Annotated in this window: 18 protein-coding genes; 16 read left to right on the top strand and 2 right to left on the bottom strand. The window is 53.5% G+C overall.

All coding sequences use genetic code 11. From position 1 onward, the window contains the following. Positions 1–166: 166 nt before the first annotated feature. On the bottom strand, positions 167–1,063 hold the full coding sequence (locus tag ACMHLI_RS09635) for a DMT family transporter (protein WP_413529270.1): 897 nt from the start codon (positions 1,061–1,063) through the stop codon (positions 167–169). 125 nt (positions 1,064–1,188) lie between these two features. On the opposite strand from ACMHLI_RS09635, the gene ACMHLI_RS09640 reads away from it, so the two are divergent. The 15 genes from ACMHLI_RS09640 to hisP all read left to right on the top strand — a co-directional run bounded on the left by ACMHLI_RS09640 (position 1,189) and on the right by hisP (position 15,785). Continuing rightward, positions 1,189–1,983 carry an AraC family transcriptional regulator gene (locus ACMHLI_RS09640; RefSeq protein ID WP_413529271.1) on the top strand — a complete coding sequence of 265 codons (795 nt, stop codon included), beginning with the start codon at positions 1,189–1,191 and terminating at the stop codon, positions 1,981–1,983. A 99-nt stretch (positions 1,984–2,082) separates the two neighbouring features. After that, complete coding sequence (gene pdxB, locus ACMHLI_RS09645) at positions 2,083–3,210, top strand: 4-phosphoerythronate dehydrogenase PdxB (protein ID WP_413529272.1); 1,128 nt, start codon at positions 2,083–2,085, stop codon at positions 3,208–3,210. Between the two features lie 119 nt (positions 3,211–3,329). Next, entirely contained in the window at positions 3,330–4,343 is a 1,014-nt protein-coding gene (locus ACMHLI_RS09650) for an aspartate-semialdehyde dehydrogenase (RefSeq protein ID WP_413529273.1), read from the top strand. A gap of 2 nt (positions 4,344–4,345) precedes the next feature. Next, complete coding sequence (gene truA, locus ACMHLI_RS09655) at positions 4,346–5,176, top strand: tRNA pseudouridine(38-40) synthase TruA (protein ID WP_413529274.1); 831 nt, start codon at positions 4,346–4,348, stop codon at positions 5,174–5,176. 36 nt (positions 5,177–5,212) lie between these two features. Continuing rightward, on the top strand, positions 5,213–5,881 hold the full coding sequence (locus tag ACMHLI_RS09660; protein ID WP_112166855.1) for a DedA family protein: 669 nt from the start codon (positions 5,213–5,215) through the stop codon (positions 5,879–5,881). Between the two features lie 262 nt (positions 5,882–6,143). Further along, entirely contained in the window at positions 6,144–7,061 is a 918-nt protein-coding gene (accD, locus tag ACMHLI_RS09665) for an acetyl-CoA carboxylase, carboxyltransferase subunit beta (protein ID WP_413529275.1), read from the top strand. A 202-nt stretch (positions 7,062–7,263) separates the two neighbouring features. Beyond that, positions 7,264–8,550 carry a bifunctional tetrahydrofolate synthase/dihydrofolate synthase gene (folC, locus tag ACMHLI_RS09670; RefSeq protein WP_413529276.1) on the top strand — a complete coding sequence of 429 codons (1,287 nt, stop codon included), beginning with the start codon at positions 7,264–7,266 and terminating at the stop codon, positions 8,548–8,550. Continuing rightward, a complete protein-coding gene (gene dedD, locus ACMHLI_RS09675) occupies positions 8,540–9,355 on the top strand; it encodes a cell division protein DedD (protein ID WP_413529277.1) in 816 nt (271 codons plus the stop codon). Before folC ends, dedD begins: the two co-directional genes overlap by 11 nt. A gap of 266 nt (positions 9,356–9,621) precedes the next feature. Then, positions 9,622–10,113, top strand: a complete 492-nt coding sequence (gene cvpA, locus ACMHLI_RS09680; RefSeq protein WP_034791821.1) for a colicin V production protein — start codon at positions 9,622–9,624, stop codon at positions 10,111–10,113. 30 nt (positions 10,114–10,143) lie between these two features. Continuing rightward, entirely contained in the window at positions 10,144–11,661 is a 1,518-nt protein-coding gene (purF, locus tag ACMHLI_RS09685) for an amidophosphoribosyltransferase (protein ID WP_413529278.1), read from the top strand. A gap of 130 nt (positions 11,662–11,791) precedes the next feature. Then, positions 11,792–12,364 (top strand): UbiX family flavin prenyltransferase, encoded by a 573-nt coding sequence (locus ACMHLI_RS09690; protein ID WP_413529279.1) that lies wholly within the window; start codon positions 11,792–11,794, stop codon positions 12,362–12,364. Positions 12,365–12,687: 323 nt separating this feature from the next. Next, on the top strand, positions 12,688–13,470 hold the full coding sequence (argT, locus tag ACMHLI_RS09695) for a lysine/arginine/ornithine ABC transporter substrate-binding protein ArgT (RefSeq protein ID WP_112166866.1): 783 nt from the start codon (positions 12,688–12,690) through the stop codon (positions 13,468–13,470). 105 nt (positions 13,471–13,575) lie between these two features. Next, positions 13,576–14,262 (top strand): histidine ABC transporter permease HisQ, encoded by a 687-nt coding sequence (locus ACMHLI_RS09700; protein ID WP_112166868.1) that lies wholly within the window; start codon positions 13,576–13,578, stop codon positions 14,260–14,262. Then, positions 14,259–14,975 (top strand): ABC transporter permease, encoded by a 717-nt coding sequence (locus ACMHLI_RS09705; RefSeq protein ID WP_112166869.1) that lies wholly within the window; start codon positions 14,259–14,261, stop codon positions 14,973–14,975. Before ACMHLI_RS09700 ends, ACMHLI_RS09705 begins: the two co-directional genes overlap by 4 nt. 36 nt (positions 14,976–15,011) lie before the next feature. Further along, entirely contained in the window at positions 15,012–15,785 is a 774-nt protein-coding gene (hisP, locus tag ACMHLI_RS09710) for a histidine ABC transporter ATP-binding protein HisP (RefSeq protein WP_413529280.1), read from the top strand. Positions 15,786–15,824: 39 nt separating this feature from the next. Here the strand turns inward: hisP and pepT are convergent, their stop codons facing one another. Continuing rightward, on the bottom strand, positions 15,825–17,057 hold the full coding sequence (gene pepT, locus ACMHLI_RS09715; protein ID WP_413529281.1) for a peptidase T: 1,233 nt from the start codon (positions 17,055–17,057) through the stop codon (positions 15,825–15,827). A 157-nt stretch (positions 17,058–17,214) separates the two neighbouring features. Between pepT and ACMHLI_RS09720 the strand changes: the two genes are divergently transcribed. Continuing rightward, positions 17,215–18,810, top strand: coding sequence for an ABC transporter substrate-binding protein (locus ACMHLI_RS09720; RefSeq protein ID WP_413529282.1), 1,596 nt, complete (start codon positions 17,215–17,217; stop codon positions 18,808–18,810). Positions 18,811–18,952 lie beyond the last annotated feature (142 nt).

Below are 18,952 nucleotides of genomic sequence, written 5' to 3' on the forward strand. Positions count from 1 at the left end.
TCATACCTGCAAAGTTTATTAATCGACACCGTGATTGGCAGGCGGATCCACTTTCTTAGGAATATTATTGAGTAAAACGGGCGTTAAAAACGTCAGACAGGGCGTAAAAGCGAAAAAAGAGGCACTGTCCTCTCCATTTTCGAAGAGGACAGTGGTTTATTTGCTCTTATTTTTGTTGGGCTGAAGTGACGCTGCCAAACAGTGGTTTACGCAAACGTTGGGCGATGACTACCCCTGCCAGCGTAATTCCACCGCCAATGATGTGGTAGCTGTGCAGCTGTTCGTGCAGGAAAAGCACCGCAATAATAGCGGTGAAAATCGGCGACAGGTTCATAAAAATAGACGCTTTGTTAGCACCGAGGCGGATAACACCCTGGATCCATAAAAACGGCGCAATGATCGACGCCGGGATCCCCGCGAACAGCACCAGCGGAATATTGTGCACGGTCAGGCTAACGTCGCTCGCCAGCAGGAAGTTTGGCAGCAGCAGCAGCACACCAAAAATGATCTGCACGTACAGCGACTGCCAGTTAGGCAGCGGAATCGCCCAGCGCTTGGTCAGTACGCCATATAACGCATAGGACGCCGACGCCGCAAACATCATCAGCTCGCCTTTGCCAATCCCGTGTTGCAGCAGTTGCGCAGGATCGCCAGCGCTGACCAGCCACACCAGCCCGGCGAATGAAATCACACAGCCCAGCGCGATACCAACGGTCGGTACCACGCTTAGCAGGAACAGGCTTATCACCACTGTGAGCAGCGGGATCAGTGAGTTCAGGATCCCCATAAACAGCGCGCTGACGCTGTGCGCGGCGTAATAGGCCAGACTCTGATACAAGACCATGCCCAGCAGGCCGAGGATCAGCAGTTTCCACCAGTATTGCTTCACAGCCTGCAGATTGCGCAGTACGCCCGGCAAAATAAACGGGGTCAGCGCCAGTAAGGCCAGCAGCCAGCGGTAGAAAGAGATCGCTGCGGGATCAATGGCGGTCGCGGACACCTTGCTGACAACAGCATTGAGCGACCAAATCAAAACGGCCAGCAGCGGAAAAAGTACATTCATTGCAAATCATCCCTAAGTAAATCGTTCCGCAAGTGTACGATTGTCTTATTTTTTATATATAACGATAATCAGACAATTCTTCCTGTAATTCAGACAACCTGTGCAGTCACAGACAAAAGGTTTTTATGCCGACTCGCCGGACATCATCTCTCCCGCGCTATTATCCGCCGTTACCGGAAAAACCCCCGACGACGCTGTTATTTCGTGGTGAAATTATTGAAGGGAATTCCGAATATGTTCGGCATTCTCATCCGTGGAGCCAGATTATCTGCGTGAAGTCCGGCGTTCTTGCCATGCTGGTTGCCGGGCAGCGTTATCTGGCGCCGCGTGAGTTTGCCGTCTGGTTGCCGGCGGGCACCGAGCATTCAAGTTATAACCGTAAAACCACGCGGTTTTGCGCAATTGATATCGCGCCACAAATGGATCAAAACCTGCCTGCTGCGCCGTGCCTGCTTACGCCGACGGGGATTTTCAATGCCATCGCCGACGATTGTTTTTCGCGCAAGCTGACTGAGCCGGAAACCGAGGCTGATCTGCGCATGTGTCGCGTATTGCTCGATCAAATCAGTCTGGCACCGCGTCAGAATACTTACCTCCCGACCTCGGAAGATAAGCTGTTGTCGCAGGTGCTGACCGGACTGGAAAAGAATCCGGCGGACAGCACCCCGCTGGCCCAGTGGGCAGCGAAAATTTACACCACCGAGCGTACGCTATCGCGACGATGCCAGCAGGAACTGGGCATGGGCTTTGCCGAATGGCGTCAGCGGCTGCGTTTTTTACACGCCATCTCGCTGCTCGAGCAGGGCAAAAATGTGCAGGACGTTGCGCACGAAGTGGGGTACAGCTCGTCGTCGGCGTTTATCACCATGTTCCAGCAGATTTCCGGCACCACGCCGCAGCGTTTTCGTAACGACAGGTAAAGTTGTGCCCTGAAAGTTGGGATCGGCGCGGTGAACGTGGCAAAATCCCACTCTTCTTTATTTTCTATTCTTTCTTAGGCCATGCTGCCGGAGACAAACGTGAAAATCCTGGTTGATGAAAATATGCCTTACGCCGTCGAACTGTTCAGCCGGCTGGGCACGGTACAATCCGTTCCCGGCCGTCCGATCCCGCAAGACGCCCTGAATGACGCCGATGCGCTGATGGTGCGTTCTGTGACCAAGGTGAACGAAAGTTTACTGACGGGAAAACCGGTGAAATTTGTCGGTACAGCCACGGCGGGCACTGACCATGTGGATGACGCGTGGCTGGCGACGCAGGGTATCGGCTTTTCCGCCGCGCCGGGCTGCAATGCCATTGCCGTGGTTGAGTACGTTTTCTCCTCCCTGCTGATTATTGCCCAGCGCGATGGCTTCCGGTTGCGTGACAAAACCGTGGGCATTATCGGCGTCGGTAACGTCGGTTCGCGACTCAATGCCCGCCTTGAAGCACTGGGTATCCGTACGCTGTTATGCGATCCACCGCGAGCCGATCGCGGCGATGAAGATGAATTCTGGCCGCTGGAAAAACTGGTCGCCGAGGCCGATATTCTGACGTTCCACACGCCGCTGAATATGTCAGGCCCTTATGCCACACATCATCTGGTGGATGCTGATTTGCTGGCGCGACTGCCTGCTGACCGTATTTTGATCAATGCCTGTCGTGGCGAAGTGGTGGATAACGCCGCGTTGCTCGACGCGCTGAACGGCAGCAAAAAACTCACCGCTGTGCTGGATGTCTGGGAGCCGGAGCCTGATTTGTCACTGGCGCTGCTCGATAAAGTAGCCATTGGCACCGCGCATATCGCGGGCTACAGCCTGGAAGGCAAAGCGCGCGGCACCACGCAGGTGTTTGAGGCATTCAGCCAGTTTATTGGTCAGCCGCAAACCGTGCCGCTGGAATCGCTGTTGCCTGCGCCTGAATTTGCCGAAGTGACGCTGCGCGGTGCGCTGAGTGAAGCCAAACTGCTGCGACTTATTCACTTAGTGTATGATGTGCGCCGCGATGACCGGCCTTTACGCCGTGTCGCCGGAAAACCCGGTGAATTTGATAAGCTGCGTAAGTTCTATGAAGAGCGTCGCGAATGGTCATCATTGCGGGTGGTCTGTGACGAACCTGCAACCGCGGATGTGCTGAAAAAGCTGGGCTTTAACAGCGTGATGTTCTGAGCCTTAACGCGCCCTTAAGCTTTTACGCATACAGTGATGTGATAACGATTTCGAAAACAGGGCGGTGATCATTCATCGCCCCTTTGTATTTTGCACTTTTATTTCTGGAGAAAACCAACATGTCTGATGGCTGGAATATTGCGCTGCTTGGCGCAACGGGCGCAGTCGGTGATGCGTTACTGGATTTACTGGCCGAGCGTCAGTTCCCGGTTGGTGAGCTCTTCCCGCTGGCGAGTGAGCGCAGCGCCGGCCAGACCGTGCGTTTTAATGGCAAAAGCCTGCGCGTACAGCTGGCGTCCGAATTTGACTGGTCGCAGGTTCAGCTGGCGTTCTTTGTGGCGGGCAGCGAAGCCTCTGCACTGTATGCCGAAGAAGCCGCTAATCAGGGCTGCCTGGTGATCGACAGCAGCGGTCTGTTCTCGCTGGAGCACGATATTCCTCTGGTGGTACCGGGCGTGAATCCTGATGCGTTGTCTCATTATCGCAACCGCAATATCGTCGCTGTCGCTGACAGCCTGACCAGTCAGCTGCTGACCGCCATCAAACCGCTGACCGAACAGGCCGGTTTGTCGCGTCTGCATGTCACCTCACTGCTGTCCGTTTCCGCGCTGGGTAAAGTGGCGGTGGATGATTTAGCCGGGCAAAGTGCGCGCCTGCTGAACGGCATTCCGGCAGAAGAGGGCGGAATGTTTAGCAAGCAGCTGGCGTTCAACCTGTTGCCGCTGGTGAGCGACGAAGAGGGCAGCGTGTTACAGGAACGTCGTCTGGTGGATCAGGTGCGTAAAGTGTTGCAGGACGATGGCCTGCCGATTTCGGTCAGCTGCGTGCAGTCGCCGGTGTTCTACGGCCACGCGCAGGTTGTGCATCTGGAAGGTTTGCGCCCGCTGTCTGCGGAAGAAGCGCGTACTGAACTCGAACGTATCGACGACATTTCCCTGAGCGACGAAGACGATTTCCCGACGCAGGTGAGCGATGCTTCCGGCAACGCCAATCTGAGCATCGGCTGTCTGCGTAACGATTACGGCGTGCCTGAGTTATTGCAGTTCTGGTCAGTGGCGGATAACGTGCGTTTTGGCGGTGCCCTGATGGCGGTGGAAACCGCAGAAAAACTGATTAATGAGTACTGGTACTGATTATGTCCGACGAGGTTTTTGCTGACGTCAGTGCTGCTCCCGCCGTGGGGCGCATTGCGTTAGGTATTGAATACAACGGCAGCGCCTATTACGGCTGGCAACGTCAGCAGGGGGCGGCCAGCGTTCAGGAGTGTCTGGAGAAATCGCTGAGCCGTGTGGCAGATACACCCATCGTGGTGTTCTGCGCCGGGCGTACCGATGCAGGCGTCAGCGCTACCGGTCAGGTGGTGCATTTCGATACGCCGGTGATGCGTAATGACGCGGCCTGGACGATGGGGGTGAATACCCATCTGCCGAAAGATATTGCCGTGCGCTGGTGTGCGAACGTCGGGGAAGATTTCCACGCGCGTTTCAGTGCCACTGCCCGCCGTTATCGCTACGTCATTTACAATCATCGCTACCGTTCGGCGATTTTGCATACCGGCGTGACGCACGTTCATATGCCGCTGGATGTGGAAAAAATGCAGCTGGCCGGTCAGGCATTGCTGGGCGAGAACGATTTCACCTCGTTTCGCGCGTCGCAGTGCCAGTCGCGCACGCCGTGGCGTTACATGATGCATCTGAATGTCACCCGTCACGGCAATTATGTTGTGGTGGATATCAAGGCCAACGCGTTTGTGCATCATATGGTGCGTAACATCGTTGGTAGTCTGGTGGAAATTGGTGCGGGGAATCAGCCGGTGAACTGGATGGCCGAACTGCTGGCGGCGAAAGATCGCAATCTGGCGGCGGCGACCGGTAAAGCCGAAGGTCTGTATCTGGTCTCTGTGGATTACCCCGATAAATTTGCATTACCTCAGGTCAATATGGGGCCGCTGTTCTTAGAAGATTAAGAACCTCTGAAGATGTAAGAAAGGACGGAAAATCAAATGGGTTTCATCCAGTTTGTGATCGATTTTATTCTACATATTGACGTGCATTTGGCGGAACTGGTTGCGCAGTATGGCGCCTGGGTTTACGGAATTTTGTTCCTGATCCTGTTCTGTGAAACCGGGCTGGTAGTGACACCATTCCTGCCAGGGGATTCGTTACTGTTCGTCGCAGGGGCGCTGGCCGCGCTGCCGACCAACGATCTTAATGTGCATCTGATGGTGTTTCTGATGGCAATTGCTGCCATTGTGGGAGACGCCGTGAACTACACCATCGGGCGGGTCTTCGGAGAGCGCTTGTTCAGCAACCCGAATTCGAAGATTTTCCGTCGCAGTTATTTAGACAAGACGCATAAGTTTTACGAGAAACATGGCGGCAAAACGATTATTCTTGCGCGCTTCGTGCCGATCGTCCGGACATTTGCGCCGTTCGTTGCGGGCATGGGGCATATGTCTTATCGCCATTTCGCCGCCTATAACGTGATTGGTGCATTAATTTGGGTGCTACTGTTTACTTACGCAGGCTACCTGTTCGGCGATCTCCCGATTGTTCAGGAAAATCTGAAATTACTGATCGTCGGCATCATCGTGGTTTCGGTCCTGCCGGGTGTGATTGAAATCTGGCGGCACAAACGTGCGGCAGCGAAAGAGAAACGTCATCAGGGTTAATCCCGTGACGATTTTTATGAATTAACAGGATATTGACGGTCATTAAACCCGCAGACTCACCAGTTTTTTATCCACAGTCTCTGGCTGTTATGGTTTAATGAGCGACAATTTATGGTCTGTTCCTGCGAACAACCCTTCTGTGATGCGGCGTGTGAGATTTTTTATCACCCTGCACGCAGACGTTTTTGGGTAGGTTTCAGGGGACTTGTTACAGCATGAACAGCGGACTGGCTTCGGCCGGGTTCAAACAGAAAGGTTATCGATGAGCTGGATTGAACGAATTCTTAGTAAGAGCACTGACTCGCAAACCCGTAAGGCAAGCATTCCTGAGGGCGTCTGGACTAAATGTGACAGCTGCGGGCAGGTACTTTACCGCGCCGAGCTCGAGCGCAACCTCATGGTTTGCCCTAAGTGTGACCACCATATGCGACTGTCTGCGCGTATGCGTCTGTCCTCTTTCATGGACGAGGGCAGTGAGGTTGAATTAGGTAGCGAGCTTGAGCCTAAAGATGTTCTGAAGTTTAAAGATTCCAAAAAATATAAAGATCGTCTGGTGGCTGCGCAGAAAGAAACCAACGAAAAAGACGCCATGGTGGTCATGAAAGGCACGCTGTTTGGTATGCCGATCGTGGTCGCGTCGTTTGAGTTTGCTTTCATGGGCGGTTCTATGGCCTCTGTGGTGGGCGCACGTTTCGTGCGTGCCGTTGAACAGGCAATGGAAGATAACTGCCCGCTGGTGTGTTTCTCAGCCAGTGGCGGCGCACGTATGCAGGAAGCGCTGATGTCGCTGATGCAGATGGCGAAAACCAGTGCGGCGTTGGCGAAGTTACAGGAGCGCGGCTTGCCGTACATTTCTGTACTGACTGACCCGACCATGGGCGGTGTTTCTGCCAGCCTCGCGATGCTGGGTGATATCAACGTGGCTGAGCCAAAAGCCCTGATTGGTTTTGCCGGCCCGCGTGTTATCGAGCAAACCGTGCGTGAAAAACTGCCTGCTGGTTTCCAGCGCAGTGAGTTCCTGATCGAAAAAGGCGCGATTGATATGATCGTCCGTCGTCCAGATCTGCGTGCTAAATTAGGCAGCGTTCTGGCGAAACTGACCGGGCAACCGGAGCCAAAAGTGGCCGAGGTTCCGGCTGCTGTCGACGGTTCTGCCGCTGACAATCATCAGGATGCCTGATCGATCAGAGTAAAAGCCGGTCAGTTGTTCAGGGCGGCCACTCATCGTTGTGCCGCCCAAACTGTCGCCTCAAGCTGTTATCGCTCAGGACTGGCAGGCCGTGCTTTTACTCTGTTAGTGGTATCTGACAAAGAGGGCATTGCCTGCTGTCTCAGTCTGGTGATGCCGTGTCGAAGCAAACCTGAACAGGTTGAACGGGCTCATGCAAAATCAACATATCCCTCAAGCCACGTCGCCTTTAGCCACGTGGCTTTATTATCTCGAACACCTCCATTCTCAGGCGATTGAGCTGGGCCTTACACGGGTCAGCGCGGTTGCTGCCAAACTCGATTTGCTGACGCCTGCGCCTCTGGTCTTTACCGTTGCAGGCACCAATGGCAAAGGCACCACCTGCGCCACGCTTGAATCCATTCTGATGGCCGCCGGTTATCGCGTCGGCGTCTACAGTTCTCCCCATCTGGTGCGCTACACCGAGCGCGTGCGCATTCAGGGCGAAGAGTTGCCGGAAGTGGCGCACTGTGAGTCTTTCGCGCTGCTGGAAGCCGGACGCGGTGATATTTCACTGACCTATTTCGAATACAGCACCTTGTCCGCGTTGCATCTGTTTAAGCAGGCGAAGCTGGACGTGGTTATTCTTGAAGTGGGGCTGGGCGGGCGCCTGGATGCCACGAATATCGTGGATGCCGCCGTATCGGTTGTTACCAGCATTGCGTTGGATCACACCGACTGGCTGGGCTCCGACCGCGAAAGTATTGGTCGCGAAAAGGCCGGTATTTTCCGTGCGGGCAAACCTGCAGTCGTCGGTGAGCCGGATATGCCGCAGTCGATTGCCGACGTCGCGCAGGAAAAACAGTCTGATTTGTACCGTCGTGATACGAACTGGCATTTCACCGCCAGTGATGAAAGCTGGCGCTGGACGGCGCTGGACCACGGCGCAGAAACCGGTGCGCTGGAGAATCTGCCGCTGCCGAACGTTCCACTGGCGAATGCCGCCACGGCGCTGGCTGCATTGCATTATTCGCTGCTGGCTATTCCTGCTGACGCCATCCGTACCGGCCTTCAGCGTGCCGCACTGCCGGGGCGTTTCCAGACGGTGAGCGAATCGCCACGCCTGATCCTCGACGTTGCGCACAATCCTCATGCGGCCGCTTATCTGGCCGGACGTCTGGCGCAGTTGCCGCGTCAGGATGGGAAAGTGCGTGCGGTGGTTGGCATGTTGTCAGATAAAGATATTGCCGGTACGCTGGCATATCTGTCGCCTCAGGTCGATGTCTGGTATTGCGCACCACTCGAAGGCCCGCGCGGTGCCAGCGCAAAAGAGCTGACGGCGCACCTGCCTTCGGCGCGTGAGTTTGCGGATGTCGGATCAGCCTGGAAACAGGCTATGCAGGAGGCGGCTCCTCAGGATATTGTGATCGTCTGCGGTTCGTTTCATACCGTCGCTCACGTAATGGATGCTTTAGATACGGGGAAAACCAGTGGCAAGTAAGTTTCAAAATCGTCTGGTCGGGACGGTCATTTTGGTGGCGCTGGGCGTTATCATTTTGCCCGGTTTACTCGACGGCAAGAAAAAACATTACGAAGACGAATTTGCGTCTATCCCATTGGTGCCAAAAGCGGGTGATGTTGAAGAACAGGACTCGGTGCCACCGGTGACGCAGTCACTGCCAGCGCAGGCGCCGGAAGGTGCCAATCAGGCAATGAGTGGCGCGCCTGAAGAGGACCATTCCGCGAACAATACTACGGCTGCCAATCGCGGTGCGGTCGCACCAGGCAATACGACGGTGGAAACGCCGCCGTCCACAACGTTGCCAGAGCAGAAGAAGGCAGTGTCACCAACGCGCACCGAAACAGCGAAGCAGAAACCGGTTGAACAAAAACCGGTGGTGCAAAAACCGAAGACCATCGAACCCAAACCAATGGTCGAAGCGCCGCCGGTGGCTAAACAGAAACCGGTTGAACAGCCGAAGCCAGTCGAACAGCCTAAACCTGTTGAGCAGCCAAAAGCGGTCGAACAGCCGAAGCCCGCGCCGGAAGAAAAAGCGCCAGCGGGGCAGTCTTACGTCGTGCAACTGGGAGCATTGAAAAATGCTGCCAAAGCCAACGAGATCGTCGCGAATCTGCGGTTGTCAGGGTTCCGTGCTTTCACGGTACCTTCCACACCGGTACAGGGGCAAATCACGCGGCTTTACGTCGGCCCGGATGCGTCGAAGCAAAAACTGGAAGCGTCGCTGCCGCAGTTGCAGCAGCTCAGTGGATTAGGTGGGCAGGTGCGTGCCTACAGTGCGCACTGATTAAATTTCCTCGCCCTTCACAGGGTGAGGGGCGAAAATCCATCATTTAATCAGTATGAGGGCACAAGCGATTTGTGCCCTTTTTCTATAGAATAGGTTCGCTGAATTTTTATAGGTTTATGCTGCGATTGAGGTTTTTTTAATCGCTATTATTAATTTGTCTGACCGGCAGATTTCCCCTACGCAAACGTTTTCTTTTTCTGTTAGAATTCGCAGCGATTTGGATGCCGGGGTAGACGTGACTGGATTAGACACTGGAATAGTTAATGGTCTGGATTGATTACGTCATCATTGCGGTTATCGGATTTTCTGCCTTAGTCAGTTTGATTCGTGGCTTTGTTCGTGAGGCTTTATCGTTGGTAACCTGGGCTTGCGCCTTCTTCGTTGCCAGCCATTATTACCCTTACCTCGCCATCTACTTCACGCGTTTCGAAGATGAGTTAGTTCGAAACGGGATCGCAATTGCCATCTTGTTCATCGCGACGTTGATCGTAGGTGCAATTGTCAACTATGTGATTGGTTCGCTGGTGGAAAGAACCGGGTTGTCCGGCACTGACAGGGTGTTAGGTGTGTGCTTCGGTGCACTGCGCGGTGTGTTGATTGTCTCCGCGATGCTGTTCTTCCTGGATACCTTTACCGGCTTCTCACAAAGTGAAGACTGGAAACAATCTCAGTTGATCCCACAGTTCAGTTATATCATCAGGTGGTTCTTTGACTACCTGCAGAGCACGTCGAGTTTCTTGCCAAAACATCTTTAGTTTTGGCAGCGCTGAAGAGGAAAAGACAACATGTGCGGTATTGTCGGTATCGCCGGTTTCATGCCGGTAAACCAGTCGATTTATGACGCGTTAACGGTGTTACAACACCGTGGGCAGGATGCCGCAGGCATCGTCACCATTGACGCCAATAATAACTTCCGTTTACGGAAAGCGAATGGCCTGGTGAAGGATGTGTTCGAAGCCCGCCATATGCTTCGCTTGCAAGGCAACATGGGCATTGGCCATGTTCGCTACCCAACGGCTGGCAGTTCCAGCGCTTCAGAAGCTCAACCCTTTTATGTCAACTCTCCGTTCGGCATCACCCTGGCCCATAACGGTAACCTGACCAATGCCCATGAACTGAGAAGTAACCTGTTCGAAGGCCAGCGTCGCCACGTCAACACGACTTCCGATTCTGAAGTTCTGCTGAATATCCTGGCCAGCGAGCTGGATCGTTTCCAGCATTATCCGCTGGAAGCTGACAACATTTTCGCTGCCGTCTCGGCGGTGAATCTGAAAATCCGCGGTGCGTATGCCTGCGTGGCGATGATCATCGGCCACGGTATGCTGGCGTTCCGCGACCCGCACGGCATCCGCCCGCTGGTTATCGGCAAGCGTACGCTGGAAGGCGACCGTAACGAGTACATGGTGGCGTCTGAGAGCGTCGCGTTAGACACGCTGGGCTTTGAGTTCCTGCGCGACGTAGCGCCGGGCGAAGCGGTGTACATTACCGAAAAAGGCCAGCTGTTCACCCGCATGTGTGCTGAGAATCCGCAGTACAATCCATGCCTGTTCGAGTACGTGTATTTTGCACGTCCTGACTCATTCATCGACAAAATTTCCGTTTACAGCGCCCGTGTTCGCATGGGTGAAAAGCTGGGCGCGAAAATTGCCCGTGAATGGGAAGATCTGGATATCGACGTGGTGATCCCGATCCCGGAAACCTCCTGCGATATCGCGCTTGAAATCGCGCGTATTCTGAATAAACCGTACCGTCAGGGTTTTGTGAAAAACCGCTACGTGGGGCGTACGTTTATCATGCCGGGTCAGCAGGAACGTCGTAAATCGGTGCGTCGCAAACTGAACGCTAACCGCGCTGAGTTCCGTGATAAGAACGTATTGCTGGTCGATGACTCCATCGTGCGCGGTACTACTTCTCAGCAGATCGTTGAGATGGCGCGTGAAGCGGGCGCGAGACGCGTATATCTGGCTTCTGCCGCACCGGAAATTCGTTTCCCGAACGTGTACGGTATTGATATGCCAAGCGCGAATGAGCTGATTGCGCACGGTCGTGAAGTCAGTGAAATCAATCAGATCATCGGTGCGGATGCGTTAATCTTCCAGGATCTCAGCGATCTGATCGCCGCAGTGAAAGAAGATAACAGCGATATCGAGAAATTTGAGTGTTCCGTATTTGACGGTATTTACGTCACCAAAGACGTTGACCAGAATTACCTGGAATATCTCGAAGCTCTGCGCAACGACGACGCTCAGGCGTTACGTGGCCAGCAGGAAGCCGAAAATCTTGAGATGCACAACGAAGGCTGATTAGCCGGTTGCTGACATCCGCTTAAACGCGCCCCTCCGGTGAACAGCCGGGCGGGCGCGTTTTTTTATGCCTGAATTTATGTCAGTATTAGCAGCATCGGGTCAGGTAACATTTTTCTAAGGCATTTTCATGAAACGACTTATTGTCGGCATTTCAGGCGCCAGTGGCGCAATTTATGGTGTCCGGTTATTGCAGGTGCTGCAAAACGTGCCCGATATTGAAACCCATCTGGTCATGAGCAATGCTGCACGGCAAACGTTGACCCTGGAAACCGATCTGACGCTGCGCGACGTTCAGGCACTGGCGGATGTGGTGCATGATTCCCGCGATATCGCTGCCAGTATCTCTTCCGGCTCATTCAAAACCACCGGCATGGTGATTTTACCTTGTTCGATTAAAACGTTGTCCGGCATTGTGAACAGTTACACCGACGGTCTACTGACGCGCGCCGCCGACGTGGTGCTTAAAGAAAGCCGCCGTCTGGTGCTGTGCGTGCGCGAAACTCCGCTGCATCTCGGGCATCTGCGCCTGATGACGCAGGCTGCGGAGCTCGGCGCAATTATCATGCCGCCGGTACCGGCGTTCTATCATCGCCCTGAATCGGTGGACGATATCATCAATCAAACCGTTAACCGTGTCATAGACCAGTTTGATATTGAGCTGCCCCAGGACTTATTTGTTCGATGGCAGGGCAGCCACTGAGTATTCCCTCTCTGTTACGCACCTATTTCTAGCATTTTACTAACATTGCACCAACGGTGATCACAAATTGATTCATTACGGTGCATTGTTAAACGACCCTTACGCTATCCTTTCTACAGACCTCTGAATACTTTCAACTTCCTGATGTTTTTTTGACCGGTTTTCACTCTCTTTCCAGGGAAATTGCCCTTGCAGAGAAACGGCACGAAAAGTGCATGAGAGAATCTGGCAAAAAAGCCATTTGCATCGTTCAGCAAACTATAAAAAGACGTTCATTCACGCACACACAACCACAACAGATGAATAATCACTGAGGCTAATGTATGAAAAAGTTGTTCAAGGTTCTTCCGCTGGTTCTGGTCTTAGCCAGTGCAGGCAGTGCATTTGCTGCTGCGCCTAAAGCAATTAATATCGGCACCGATCCGACTTACGCCCCATTTGAATCAAAAGACTCCAGCGGTAAGCTGGTCGGTTTTGATATCGATCTCGCTAACGAAATGTGTAAGCGTGCGGCCATCAAATGTACGTATGTTGAAAGTGATTTCGATGCGCTGATCCCTTCCCTGAAAGCCAAAAAAATTGATGCGATTATTTCCTCACTGTCGATCACTGAAAAGCGTCAGCAGGAAATTGATTTCACTGAGAAACTGTACGCCGCCAACGCCCGTCTGATCGCGCCAAAAGGCTCAAAAGTGTTGCCTGAACTGGACGCGCTGAAAGGCAAAAACGTCGGCGTATTACAGGGTTCCACTCAGGAAGCGTATGCCAATGCAATGTGGCAGCCAAAAGGCATCAATGTGGTGGCTTACCAGAACCAGGATCTGATTTATGCGGATCTGGCATCTGGCCGTCTCGACGCTGCATTCCAGGATGAAGTCGCAGGCAGCGAAGGCTTCCTGAAACAATCTGCGGGTAAAGATTACGCGTTTGCAGGCCCTTCCGTGAAAGACGATAAATTCTTCGGCGTCGGTACCGGCATGGGTCTGCGCAAGACCGACACCGACCTGAAAGCTGCGCTGAACAAAGCGTTTGATAGCATGCGTAAAGACGGGACTTACGACAAACTGGCGAAGAAATACTTCGACTTTGACGTATACGGCGGCTAATTGCCCGCTGTGTGATGTGCCGCAGGGGGCGGTGCGCCGCTCCCTGAGGTTCTGACGTGGGCCCTGTCTGGCCTGCGGCGGGATCCACTGAGACAGGAAAAAACCATGCTGTATGGGTATTCCCAGGTAATCATCCAGGGCACATTGGTGACTCTGGAACTGGCGATTTCGTCAGTGGTTTTAGCACTGGTGATAGGGCTCATCGGAGCGGGTGGGAAACTGTCAAAAAGCCGGGTTATCTCTGGTTTCTTTGGTTGTTACACCACGCTTATCCGCGGCGTACCTGATCTGGTATTGATGTTATTGATTTTTTACGGCTTGCAGATTGCGCTCAATAGCGTAACGGAATCCCTGGGATTGACCCAAATTGATATCGACCCGATGAGTGCCGGTATCATTACGCTCGGCTTTATCTACGGTGCCTATTTCACCGAGACATTCCGTGGGGCGTTTATGGCCGTACCTCGTGGACAAATCGAAGCGGCGACCGCCTTTGGTTTCTCCGGCTCACAAATTTTCCGTCGTATTCTTTTTCCGGCCATGATGCGTTTTGCGCTGCCCGGTATCGGCAACAACTGGCAAGTGATTTTGAAAGCCACCGCGCTGGTGTCATTGCTCGGTCTTAATGATGTGGTCAAAGCCACTCAGCTGGCAGGCAAGGGTACATATCAGCCGTTTTACTTTGCGATTGTCGCGGGTGTGGTTTATCTGATCTTTACCACGCTGTCGAACGGCGTGTTGTTATGGCTTGAACGCCGCTATTCGCTGGGTGTGAAGAGGGCTGAGCTATGATCGACATTCTTCAACAATATGGCTGGTCGCTGCTCTATAGCGATGGCTACCGGTTTACCGGTCTGGCTGTCACCCTGTGGCTGCTGATTAGCTCCGTCGTCATTGGTGGATTGCTGGCCGTACCGATGGCGGTGGGCCGTGTTTCTTCCAATAAATTTATCCGCTATCCGATCTGGTTATACACCTACATTTTTCGCGGCACGCCGCTGTACGTTCAACTGCTGGTGTTTTATTCCGGGATGTACAGCCTGGAAATCGTGCGTGGAACGGATTTTCTGAACGCGTTCTTTCGCAGTGGTCTGAACTGTACGATCCTGGCGCTAACGCTCAACACCTGCGCGTATACCACGGAGATTTTCGCCGGTGCCATCCGTTCGGTGCCGCACGGCGAAATCGAAGCAGCGAACGCCTACGGATTTTCGCGCTTCAAACTCTATACCTGCATTATTTTGCCTTCTGCGCTGCGCACGGCGCTGCCTGCGTACAGTAACGAAGTTATCCTGATGCTGCACTCCACCGCGCTGGCCTTCACCGCCACCGTGCCGGATGTGCTGAAGATTGCCCGTGATATTAACTCGGCGACCTATCAGCCGTTTTACGCCTTCGGTATCGCGGCGGTGATTTATCTTTGTGTTTCTTTTGTTCTGATTGGTCTGTTCCGCAAGGCGGAAAAACGCTGGCTGGCGCACGTTAAGCCTCAGTCCGCTCATTAAAAAAAGCCAACTATCGACACCATTGCGGGAAACGTTATGTCAGAAAACAAATTAGCTGTTCTCGATTTACACAAGCGCTACGGCGACCATGAAGTGCTGAAAGGCGTGTCGCTTACGGCGAATGCCGGGGATGTGATCAGCATTATCGGGTCATCAGGCTCCGGTAAAAGTACCTTTTTGCGCTGTATTAACTTTCTCGAAAAGCCAAGCGAAGGCTCGATCAGCGTCAATAATCAGGACATCCGTATGGTGCGCGACACCGACGGCCAGCTGAAAGTTTTCGATAAGAAGCAGCTGCAACTGTTACGCACCAAACTGACAATGGTGTTTCAGCATTTCAACTTGTGGAGCCATATGACGGTGCTGGAAAACGTCATGGAAGCGCCGGTGCAGGTGCTGGGGCTGAGCAAAGCGGAAGCGCGCGAACGTGCCGTGAAGTATCTCGACAAAGTCGGGATCGACGCGCGTGCGCAGGGCAAATATCCGGTGAACTTGTCCGGTGGCCAGCAGCAGCGTGTCTCTATTGCCCGTGCGCTGGCGATGGAGCCCGAAGTGCTGTTATTCGATGAACCGACCTCCGCGCTCGACCCGGAGCTGGTTGGTGAAGTGCTGCGCATTATGCAGAAGCTGGCGGAAGAGGGGAAAACCATGGTTGTGGTCACCCACGAAATGGAATTTGCCCGTCATGTGTCAAATCACGTGATTTTCCTGCATAAGGGTGTGATCGAAGAGCAGGGCAATCCTGCCGAAGTGTTCAGCAATCCGAAAAGCACGCGTCTGCAACAGTTTTTGTCGGGTGCGCTGAAGTAATAAAAGCTCCTCCCTTTGCAGGGGAGGAGCTTAAAATCGTTAACCTTTCGCGGCCAGCAGGCACAGCTGCACGGTCAGTTCGTAGGATTTCACAAACGAATTGACGGGCAGAAACTCGTACTTTGAGTGGAAATTGTGCGCACCGGTGAAGTAGTTCGGCGTCAGCAGACCTTTGGCTGACAACGCCGCGCCATCGGTGCCGCCGCGCATCGGGATCACTTTCGGCTCAACGCCGATCTCTTTAAGCCCGGCAAAAATCAGATCAATCGCCCGGCGATCTTCGCCGATCGCACTGCTGATATTGCTGTAGGTATCGCTGATATCCACCGAGACTTTGGCCGTCGGATACTGAGCGGCAATGGTCTTCGCCACATCCTGAATTTTCTGTTTACGCGCCGCGAAGCTGGCACTGTCGAAATCACGGATCGACGCTTTCAGCTGTGCGCCCTGCTGCGAAGCGCTCATGCCGTTGAACCAGACGTAGCCTTCGCGACCGTCGGTGTTTTCCGGCGTTTCTGCACGATCGAAATGGCTGATAAAATCTTGTGCCATCAGCAGCGGATTCACCAGCACGCCTTTGGCCGACATAGGATGCGCCGTCACGCCGGTAAAATCGATTTCCACCGCCGCTGCATTAAAGTTTTCATATACCACTTCACCCAATTCGCAGCAGTCGATGGTGTAAGCGAAATCCACGTCGAACCGCGCGAGATCCAACGCTTTTGCACCGCGCAGGCCGATCTCCTCATCGGGTACGAAGGCTACGACGATATCGCCGTACGCCTGATCAGCCGTGAGATTCTCAAGTACGGTCATCACCACGGTCACGGCAGCTTTGTTATCGGCACCGAGCACGCTGGTGCCGTCGCTGAAAATGATCTCCTCGTCCTGATAGGGCAAAATTTCCGGGCGTTCTGAAGGGCGCAGCCAGATGTCTTTTTCTTTGTTCAGGCAAACATCGTCGCCGGTGAAACGCAGCGTTTGCGGATGAATATCCGGGCTCAGGCCCACATCGACGGTATCAATATGCGTAATGAAACCAATGCGCGGGCCGCCCTGTTTGGTGCCCGGCTTCACCGCTGTGACGGTTGCATATTCATCAATCTGAATGTTTTCTAAGCCGAGCTGATGTAGCTCATCGGCCAGCAAACGCGCCATGTCGTGCTGACCTGGCGTGCTCGGTAAGGTATTCACACTGGCGTCACTTTGTGACGTCACGGAGAGATAGCGGTAGAAACGTTCGGTAAGCTGTTTTGCGAGAGTTGTCGACATCTTGACCTCTGAATGATCGCCAATGGGTTTACTTGTTATAAGATTTTCATATATAACAGAGTATTACTAGTTGTTACTCAGATGTTAATCTGTTTTTGCTTTGGGTTCCATGATGAAGAACTTTTAAATATTCTCCGGACAGGGGAAAAGGGAAAAAATGAAACACAACATCCTCAAAATAAGCACAGGGTTACTGGCTCTGGCAATCACTGGTGGTGTCTCCGCCAAAACGCTGGTTTATTGTTCGGAAGGTTCGCCGGAGCAATTCAATCCGCAACTTTACACCTCGGGAACGTCGGTTGATGCCAGTGCGGTGCCGATTTATAACCGTCTGGTCGATTTCAAAACCGGCACAACTGAGCTGGTGCCGAGTCTGGCGGAAAGCTGGGACGTCAGCCCGGACGGTAAAACCTATACCTTCCACCTGCGCAAGGGCGTGAAATTCCAGAGCAGCAAGCTGTTCAAACCTACACGTGATTTCAACGCAGACGACGTGATCTTCTCGTTCATGCGCCAGAAAGACGAAAATAACCCGTACCATAAAGTTTCCGGCGGCACCTACCTGAACTTCGACAGCCTGAAGATGGGCGATTTGATTGGCAGCATTGATAAGGTTGATGACTACACGGTGCGTTTCAATCTGACTCGCCCGGAAGCGCCGTTCGTCGCCGATCTGGCCTGGTATTTTGCGTCCATCCTCTCGGCAGAATATGCCGATCAGATGCTGAAAGCCGGTACACCGGAAAAGCTCGACCTGAACCCGGTAGGCACCGGTCCGTTCGAGCTGGTTCAGTACCAGAAAGACACGCGCTTGCTGTACAAAGCCTTCCCGGAATACTGGCAGGGTAAATCTAAAATTGATCGTCTGGTGTACACCATTACCCCGGATGCCTCGATGCGTCTCGCAAAACTGGAAAAAAATGAGTGCCAGGTGATGCCGTTCCCAAATCCGGCAGATCTCGACCGTATGCGCGCCAATAAAGATATCAATCTGATGAGCAAATCGGGCCTGAATACCGGTTTCCTGTCCTTCAACACCCAAAAGCCACCGCTGAATAACGTGAAAGTGCGTCAGGCACTGAGCATGGCGATCAACAAGCCGCAAATCATCGAGGCGGTATTCCGCGGCACCGGCACCGCGGCGAAAACGCTGTTGCCGACCGGTGTCTGGGGTTACAACGACAAGGTGACGGATTACGATTATTCACCGGAGAAAGCCAAAGCTTTACTGGCAGAAGCTGGCATGCCAGACGGTTTCGACATCGATCTGTGGGCGATGCCGGTACAGCGTCCTTACAACCCGAATGCCCGTCGTATGGCGGAGATGATTCAGTCTGACTGGGCGAAGATTGGCGTGAAAGCACACATCGTCAGCTATGAGTGGGGCGAGTATCAGACCCGCATCCGCAATGGCGAGCACATGGCCGCGCTGATGGGCTGGACCACCGCCAACGGCGATCCAGACAACTTCTTTGGCCCGTTGTTTACCTGCAACGCCGCGAAGGGCGGTTCTAACTCAGCGAAGTGGTGTTACGCACCGTTTGACCAGTTGATCACTGAAGCCAAAGAAACCACCGACCACGCCAAACGCGTCGCGCTTTACGAGCAGGCGCAGCAGATGATGCACGATCAGGCCCCTGCGGTGATGATTGCGCACTCGACGATTTTCGAACCGGTTCGCAAAGAAGTGAGCGGGTATGAGATTGACCCGTTTGGTAAACATGTGTTTTATCAGGTGGATGTGAAGGAGTAGGGTGAGATCGAGGAAATTCCGGTTTCTCATCGCTCTAACTTGCTGAATTTAAATGTATAAAACGAAACGCTTTGCTCCTCCCCCTGCGAAGGGGGAGGCTGAGAGGCGGTATGGCTGGCGATAAATTTGTCAAAGCACACTT

This window comes from Rahnella inusitata (genome assembly GCF_965118895.1).
GTDB lineage: Bacteria > Pseudomonadota > Gammaproteobacteria > Enterobacterales > Enterobacteriaceae > Rahnella > Rahnella inusitata_A.

Excerpts from the sequence above, each read along its gene's own strand:
- ACMHLI_RS09635 (WP_413529270.1), bottom strand. The coding sequence starts at position 1,063 with ATGAATGTACTTTTTCCGCTGCTGGCCGTTTTGATTTGGTCGCTCAAT.
- ACMHLI_RS09640 (WP_413529271.1), top strand. The coding sequence starts at position 1,189 with ATGCCGACTCGCCGGACATCATCTCTCCCGCGCTATTATCCGCCGTTA.
- ACMHLI_RS09650 (WP_413529273.1), top strand. The coding sequence starts at position 3,330 with ATGTCTGATGGCTGGAATATTGCGCTGCTTGGCGCAACGGGCGCAGTC.
- truA (WP_413529274.1), top strand. The coding sequence starts at position 4,346 with ATGTCCGACGAGGTTTTTGCTGACGTCAGTGCTGCTCCCGCCGTGGGG.
- ACMHLI_RS09660 (WP_112166855.1), top strand. The coding sequence starts at position 5,213 with ATGGGTTTCATCCAGTTTGTGATCGATTTTATTCTACATATTGACGTG.
- accD (WP_413529275.1), top strand. The coding sequence starts at position 6,144 with ATGAGCTGGATTGAACGAATTCTTAGTAAGAGCACTGACTCGCAAACC.
- folC (WP_413529276.1), top strand. The coding sequence starts at position 7,264 with ATGCAAAATCAACATATCCCTCAAGCCACGTCGCCTTTAGCCACGTGG.
- cvpA (WP_034791821.1), top strand. The coding sequence starts at position 9,622 with ATGGTCTGGATTGATTACGTCATCATTGCGGTTATCGGATTTTCTGCC.
- purF (WP_413529278.1), top strand. The coding sequence starts at position 10,144 with ATGTGCGGTATTGTCGGTATCGCCGGTTTCATGCCGGTAAACCAGTCG.
- ACMHLI_RS09690 (WP_413529279.1), top strand. The coding sequence starts at position 11,792 with ATGAAACGACTTATTGTCGGCATTTCAGGCGCCAGTGGCGCAATTTAT.
- argT (WP_112166866.1), top strand. The coding sequence starts at position 12,688 with ATGAAAAAGTTGTTCAAGGTTCTTCCGCTGGTTCTGGTCTTAGCCAGT.
- ACMHLI_RS09700 (WP_112166868.1), top strand. The coding sequence starts at position 13,576 with ATGCTGTATGGGTATTCCCAGGTAATCATCCAGGGCACATTGGTGACT.
- ACMHLI_RS09705 (WP_112166869.1), top strand. The coding sequence starts at position 14,259 with ATGATCGACATTCTTCAACAATATGGCTGGTCGCTGCTCTATAGCGAT.
- hisP (WP_413529280.1), top strand. The coding sequence starts at position 15,012 with ATGTCAGAAAACAAATTAGCTGTTCTCGATTTACACAAGCGCTACGGC.
- pepT (WP_413529281.1), bottom strand. The coding sequence starts at position 17,057 with ATGTCGACAACTCTCGCAAAACAGCTTACCGAACGTTTCTACCGCTAT.
- ACMHLI_RS09720 (WP_413529282.1), top strand. The coding sequence starts at position 17,215 with ATGAAACACAACATCCTCAAAATAAGCACAGGGTTACTGGCTCTGGCA.